This is a genomic window from Microbulbifer mangrovi (genome assembly GCF_002009015.1).
GTDB classification, from domain to species: Bacteria; Pseudomonadota; Gammaproteobacteria; order Pseudomonadales; family Cellvibrionaceae; genus Microbulbifer; species Microbulbifer mangrovi.
Window position 1 is genome coordinate 1 of sequence record NZ_LZDE01000106.1, and the last position, 1,327, is coordinate 1,327.

Genomic DNA, 1,327 nt, shown 5'->3' on the forward strand with positions numbered 1-1,327 from the left:
GCCCTTCGGGTCTCCGCGGGACGGCCTACGCTACGCTTCGGCCGCCCCTGCTGTGGGCGTTAACTGTAAGACTTACCCACGTTTAGTAGACACCTTGTATAGTTAGGCTTCGGCCTAACACGGAGGTGCACCATGGGTAAGAAGAGAACTCAGGCGTATACGGAAGAGTTTCGTAGAGAGGCAGTAAAGAGGGCGGAGAAGCCTGGGGCGACTACTGCCTCTGTCGCTCGAGAGCTGGGTGTCAGTGCTCAGCAGATCTATAACTGGCGACGCCAGTTTAACCGACTCTCAGAGAAGCAGTTTAATAGCCTGGATGGTGTCGATTACTCGAAGCAAGAGAGTGCAGAAGTACGCCGGCTCAAGAAGGAATTGCACGAGGCTCGCCAAGAGGTCGAGTTTCTAAAAAAGGCAGCTGCGTACTTTGCGAACCACCAAGAGTAAAGTACGCGCTGATACGCGAGCATGTAGGGTTGTACCCGATACGCTTGATGTGTCGGTGCCTGGAAGTGTCGGCGTCAGGTTATTACCGCTGGCTAGGCAGGGGCGAAAGTGAGCGTGCTATTCGCAGGAAGCGTGTCACAGAGAAGGTTAGAGATACCTTTGAAGACTTCAAGGCTCGATATGGCGCTCCCAGGATCGCCCGAGAATTATCGGATGCGGGCATACCTTGCTCAACGAACTATATCGCTGGAATCATGCACAAAGAGCATATTCGAGCGAGGAACGGTAAGGGCTTTCGTTACAGCAGGGCGGTCGAGGGTAAGGTGAATGTCGCTGCAAACCTACTGAAGCGGTGCTTCGAGGTTGACCGGCCTAACCGTCGCTGGACCAGCGATATCACTTATATCTGGGTGAGGGATCGCTGGCTGTATCTCGCGGCAGTGATGGATCTGTATTCCCGACGCATCGTCGGCTGGGCGCTGGATACCCAGATGACGGAAGAACTCACGCGGAGAGCACTGAACATGGCTCTGGAGCAAAGGGGGTCTAAGCCGGGACTGATCGTACATTCAGATCGAGGCGTGCAGTATCGAGCCCAAGGGTACCAGGATCTACTATTGGCGAACGGCTGTCGTCCCAGTATGAGTCGCCAAGCAAACTGCTGGGACAATGCCGCGATGGAATCGTTCTTTAGTCGGCTAAAGGTGGAGCTGGTGTACGCAGTAGGCTTTGAGAGTATCAGTCAAGCGAAGTCCGAGGTGTTTGAATACATCGAGGTTTTCTACAACAGAGTACGTAGGCACTCTACACTGGGTTACACAAGTCCAGCAGAGTATGAGCGAAAATGCGCATAGTTATAGTGTCTACTTTTTGTGGGTAAGACCAG

At 53.5% G+C, this 1,327-nt stretch carries 2 protein-coding genes; both read left to right on the forward strand.

Annotated features, from left to right (window positions below; all coding sequences use genetic code 11):
• The first annotated feature begins 132 nt into the window (after positions 1-132).
• Positions 133-441: a transposase gene (locus B4U49_RS00510; protein WP_204902953.1), complete on the forward strand. Its 309-nt coding sequence runs from the start codon at positions 133-135 to the stop codon at positions 439-441.
• Positions 442-452: 11 nt separating this feature from the next.
• Complete coding sequence (locus B4U49_RS19535) at positions 453-1,295, forward strand: IS3 family transposase (RefSeq protein ID WP_420811454.1); 843 nt, start codon at positions 453-455, stop codon at positions 1,293-1,295.
• The last annotated feature ends 32 nt before the right edge of the window (positions 1,296-1,327 follow it).